Annotated in this window: 6 protein-coding genes; 5 read left to right on the plus strand and 1 reads right to left on the minus strand. The window is 29.4% G+C overall.

Features of this window, described 5'->3' with window-relative positions:
* The 5 genes from HGPG_RS00900 to HGPG_RS00920 all read left to right on the plus strand — a co-directional run.
* The coding region (locus tag HGPG_RS00900; RefSeq protein ID WP_147629744.1) for an ABC transporter permease family protein at positions 1-625 on the plus strand (625 nt) is incomplete at its 5' end.
* A 9-nt stretch (positions 626-634) separates the two neighbouring features.
* Positions 635-892 (plus strand): hypothetical protein, encoded by a 258-nt coding sequence (locus tag HGPG_RS00905; RefSeq protein WP_019124165.1) that lies wholly within the window; start codon positions 635-637, stop codon positions 890-892.
* A 187-nt stretch (positions 893-1079) separates the two neighbouring features.
* Complete coding sequence (locus tag HGPG_RS00910; RefSeq protein ID WP_019124166.1) at positions 1080-2288, plus strand: ATP-binding protein; 1209 nt, start codon at positions 1080-1082, stop codon at positions 2286-2288.
* Positions 2289-2381: 93 nt separating this feature from the next.
* The gene (gene murJ, locus HGPG_RS00915; protein ID WP_019124167.1) at positions 2382-3881 is read left to right on the plus strand and encodes a murein biosynthesis integral membrane protein MurJ; all 1500 of its coding nucleotides are present in this window, start codon (positions 2382-2384) and stop codon (positions 3879-3881) included.
* A 71-nt stretch (positions 3882-3952) separates the two neighbouring features.
* On the plus strand, positions 3953-4276 hold the full coding sequence (locus HGPG_RS00920) for a DsrE family protein (RefSeq protein WP_019124168.1): 324 nt from the start codon (positions 3953-3955) through the stop codon (positions 4274-4276).
* Between the two features lie 178 nt (positions 4277-4454).
* Here HGPG_RS00920 and HGPG_RS00925 read toward each other — a convergent pair.
* Positions 4455-4779, minus strand: a 325-nt coding sequence (locus HGPG_RS00925) for a transposase (RefSeq protein WP_019124169.1), incomplete at its 5' end; no start/stop codon positions are given.

Genomic DNA, 4779 nt, shown 5'->3' on the forward strand with positions numbered 1-4779 from the left:
TTTTAAATTATTAGATGAATGGAATAAATATTATTTAAAAAACAACAATGACTTGAAAAGAAACACCTACGAACTATCAATGCAAGTTGATGAAAATAAGTTAGACGATATAAAGAATGAAGTTAAAGAGAGATTAGATTCATCCATTGCCTACAATGAAACTTATAATTTAACTACAAGCAAAGATGTAGAAGCAAATCGCATGAAAGATGTAAAAACTTTTGGCCTTATGATAATTTTTATTGCAAGTATAATTTTTATTTTAAACATAACTAATGGATATTCTTCTATTAATTTAAGTTTAATGGCAAGAAAAAAAGAAATTGGATCTTTAATGTCTTGTGGAATAGATGAGGAAGAACTAAAAAATAAATTTATAAAAGATTTTATATTCGAGGAAATAAAATCTCTGGCAATAGTTTTAACAGTAAGTTTTGCTGCTTTATTTGTAATTGCAAAAATATCTCCAACATTAGATATGAAAATTTTGTTGTCTTATTTTGAATATAAGTACTTCATTGCTTTTGCCATTTTGATTTATGGTATAAATATACTAATCTACAATTTATCTTTAAAAAATATTTTAAAGATTGATCCCATTGATTTGATAAGAGGATTTGACTAGGAGGTAGTCATGAAAAAAAGCCTTAGCAAGTATTTATTTGTCACAGGAGTTTTGATTTTTATAATTTCATATTTACTCCCAGTAGATTTTTTTGAAAATTTTACAAATTTAAGGCCAACAGGGCTTACCAGTTTATTTATTTGTAGGATTATAGGCATTATTGGTCTTGTCTTTGCAATTAAAGAGAAGTCAGTTTTGTTTGGAATATTAAATTTTCTTTTAATTATAATATTTCCACTCTTTATGTTTATTAACAGTTTAATATAATTTATTTTAAGCGATGTTAGGGATAATTAATTTTATTTTTAGCATCACTTTTTTATTTAATAAATTTTTATAATTTCGACTATACTAGAAATAAATCAAAAAATAGCAAAAGATTTCGATTATAGTCGAAATGATATTGAAAAATAAGATTATTTCGAGTATAATCGAAACTAAAGGAGGGATTTAAATGGATTATATTTTTAGAGACAAGTACATTGAAAAAATAAAGAAATTTATTGACAAGCCCATAGTAAAAATTTTAACTGGCATGAGGCGAGTTGGAAAATCTACAATTTTAAATATTATTAAAGACCAGGTCTTAAAAGATGTGCCTGATGAAAATAAAATTTATATGAATTTTGAATCCTTTGAATTTTTTGATATTAATAATGCAGATTTATTAAAAGCTTATTTAGATGAAAAATTGAAGAACAAAAAAGGAAAAGTTTATTTTTTCTTTGATGAAATTCAATTAGTTAAGGATTGGGAGAAGGTCATAAATGGGCTTAGAGCTTCTTTAGACTGCGACATTTACATTACAGGATCTAATTCAAAATTAATTTCTGGTGACTTAGCCACACTTCTTGCTGGTAGATATGTTGAATTTGAAATTCAAGCCTTTACTTTTGATGAATTTTCAGAAATTTATAAGAGTTCAAATTTAAGTCGAGAGGAATTATTTCAAAAATTCATAAAAATTGGCGGGATGCCAGGCTTAAAATATTTTAATCTAGAGGAAGAAGTTTCGCAAAAATACTTAAACGACATTTATAACACAGTCCTTGTAAAAGATGTTTTGAATTATAATAATATAAGAGATGTAGATATTTTTAATAGAATTTTAAGCTTTGCCATGCAAAATATTGGTGCAAACTTTTCTGCATCTGCTATAAGAAATTATTTGAAGAGCGAAAATAGAAATATTTCCGTTGACACTGTTTTAAATTATTTGGAATATTGCAACAAGGCCTTTGTGTTAAAAAAAGTTCCAAGATACGATTTAGGAGGCAAAAAACTTTTAAAAGTTGATGAAAAATATTATTTGACGGATCATGGTTTTAGACAGTCCATGGGATTTTCTAATGTGAAAGACATCGAGAAAACCTTAGAAAATATTGTCTACATTGAACTTCTGTCACGAGGTTACCATGTAAAAATTGGAAAAGTTAAGGACAGAGAAATAGATTTTGTGGCAAAAAAAGGCGAGGAGATCTCTTATTTTCAAATTGCCTATTTAATGGAGAATGAAAAAACTAGGGAAAGGGAGTTTGGAGCCTATGATTTAGTTGCAGATAATTATCCAAAATATGTTCTTTCCATGGATAATCTTGATTTTTCTCAAAGAGGAATTGTCCACAAAAATATTATTGATTTTTTATTGGAAAGTGAAAAATAAATTATCAAAAGATAAGTGAAACTTGTAAATAAAATTAAATAAATATATAATTACTTGGGGTTTAACCCAAGTTTTTTATTTAAAGGAGAAATGATGAAGACTTCATATATATTAATGGTGATTACAATTATCTCAAAAATCTTTGGACTTTTGAGAGAAAAGGCCCTGGCATACTTTTTTGGCGTTGGCATGGTGGCAGATATTTTTCTAATTGCCTTCCAACTTCCCATGACTTTTACCAATGTCATTAGCGGTGCAGTTGCCAATGGCTACATACCCATGTACGACAAGATAAAGGAGAGAGAGGACAAGAAAAGAGCCGACCTCTTTACTGCTAATCTTTCTAATATTATTTTAATTGTATTTGTGATTGTGACTATTCTTTCTATTATCTTTGCAAGACCTCTTGTAAAGTTAATGGCTGAAGGTTTCGAAGGCGAAAAGCTTGAGACGGCAATTTTTGTTTCAAGAGTTGCCATGCTCTCCATAGCAGTTACGGCTGTGAGCTCAATTTTTAAGGCCTATCTACAAATTCATGAAAAATTTATAACTTCAGTCCTTCATTCAATCTTAATGAATGTAATTTTAATTGGGGCCATGGCAATATCAAGAAATCTTGGCATAAATTATCTTGCCATAGGAATTTTACTTGCTTTTGTTTTGCAATATGGGATTTTTATTTTGCCAATTAAAAAACTTGGCTACAGACACAGCCTAAAAGTTGACTTCAATGAAGACATGAAGGCAATGTTTGTCTCCATACTTCCAATTTTAATTTCAACTTCAGCAATTGAAATTAACTTTATGATTTCTCGTTCCCTTGCATCGGGAGCCTACGCTGGTGGAATTTCTATTTTAAATTACGCCTACAAGCTTCAAAGTTTTGTAACAGGTATAGTTGTCACATCAATTATAACTGCAACTTATCCTAAGCTTGCCAACTTTGGTTCAAAAAAGGACTATGTAAACTTAAAGTCTGCCCTTTCAGAAGGACTTTCAAATATGCTACTACTTGTTGTGCCTGCAGCCTTTGGTCTCTACATTTTTTCCTTTCCAATTGTAAATCTTTTATTTGTGGGGGGAGAATTTTCTGTTGATGACGCAAGGATTACTGCCACAGTTTTATCCTTCTTTGCCTTTGGTGTAATTGGGATTGGAGTCCGTGAAATTATTTCAAGAGTTTTTTATTCTCTTGGCGACAACAAAACTCCTGTTATAAATTCCGTATTAATAGTAGGAATTAATGTCGTCCTTGCCCTTTTACTTTCCAAACTAATGGGGATAATGGGAATTGCTCTTGCAACTTCAATTTCTTTTTTAGTTGGAGCCCTTGCCCTTTACCTTTCATCAATTAAATTAATTGAAAATGTATTTAACAAGAAACTTTTTACAAATGTCATAAAAATAACTGTGGCATCAGCTGTCATGGCACTTGGCTCAAAATTTTTCTACAATATTTTAATAAAAAGCTTTGGAATAAATTTATCACTTCTTATTTCTATAATTATTGCAGGCTTAATTTACCTTGTTTTATTAATCGCCTTTAGGGTTGATGAGATAAGAGAACTTTTGAAATTAATATTTAAGAAATAGCTAAAATAGGAATTTGCCTTTTATTTTCCTCTTTAATAGTGTAAAATATTAGTTAATAAGGAGTGATATATATGAAGGTAATTTTTCATGTAGTTGAAGCGGACAAATGGGAAGCTGTATTATCTAATGTTAGAGATTTACTAGACAATTTTGATGATATACAAGTTGAAATAATTGCAATGGCAAAAGCTGCATCACTTTTCAACAGATATTCTGGAGTTGATTTTCATGGAGTTCTAGGAAATCCTAAAGTAAACATTACTATAGGAAAGAAAGCTTTAGAAGAAAATCGTCTTTCAAAAGAATTAATTCCTGCTGAAATCAAAGTAGAAGATTTGGTTATTACAAAAATAGTAAGGCTCCAAAACGAAGGTTACGCTTATATTAGACTTTAAAAAAGGCTCTATGTCAAATATTGGGGAGACTCGTTAACTCGAGTCTCTCTTTTCATTTAAAAATCAATACTTAGACGCTAATAGAATATCAAAACTAAAATAACTAAAAAATTACTAAAAATAGGTATAGCAAACAAAACCCCTAGGGGTTTTGCAAATTTTCTCCAATTTCCTATCACTACTTACAAGCAAACATAATTCTCTTTCTAAACAAATTGAAATTTTTCATACCAAAACAATTTCTCTTTAACGTCTTTATCTTAGTATGAGTTCCTTCAAGTGGACCATTAGACCAAGGATAATCAAAAGAATTACATATCTCGTCAAACCAGTTATTAAAAGCAGTGATGCAAGCTTTAAATTCTTTTAAATTAGATTCCTCGGCTCTTTTTATCCATTCTCTTAAAGATTTCGCTGCTCTAACTTTACTAGGTTGAGTAAGAACATATTGGTAGAATAACTCTTTTAACCTATATGCTAACTTCAAATCATTGCTTAAATCG

Origin of the sequence: Peptoniphilus grossensis ph5, assembly GCF_000311825.1 — a bacterium.
Taxonomy (GTDB): Bacteria; Bacillota; Clostridia; order Tissierellales; family Peptoniphilaceae; genus Peptoniphilus_A; species Peptoniphilus_A hominis.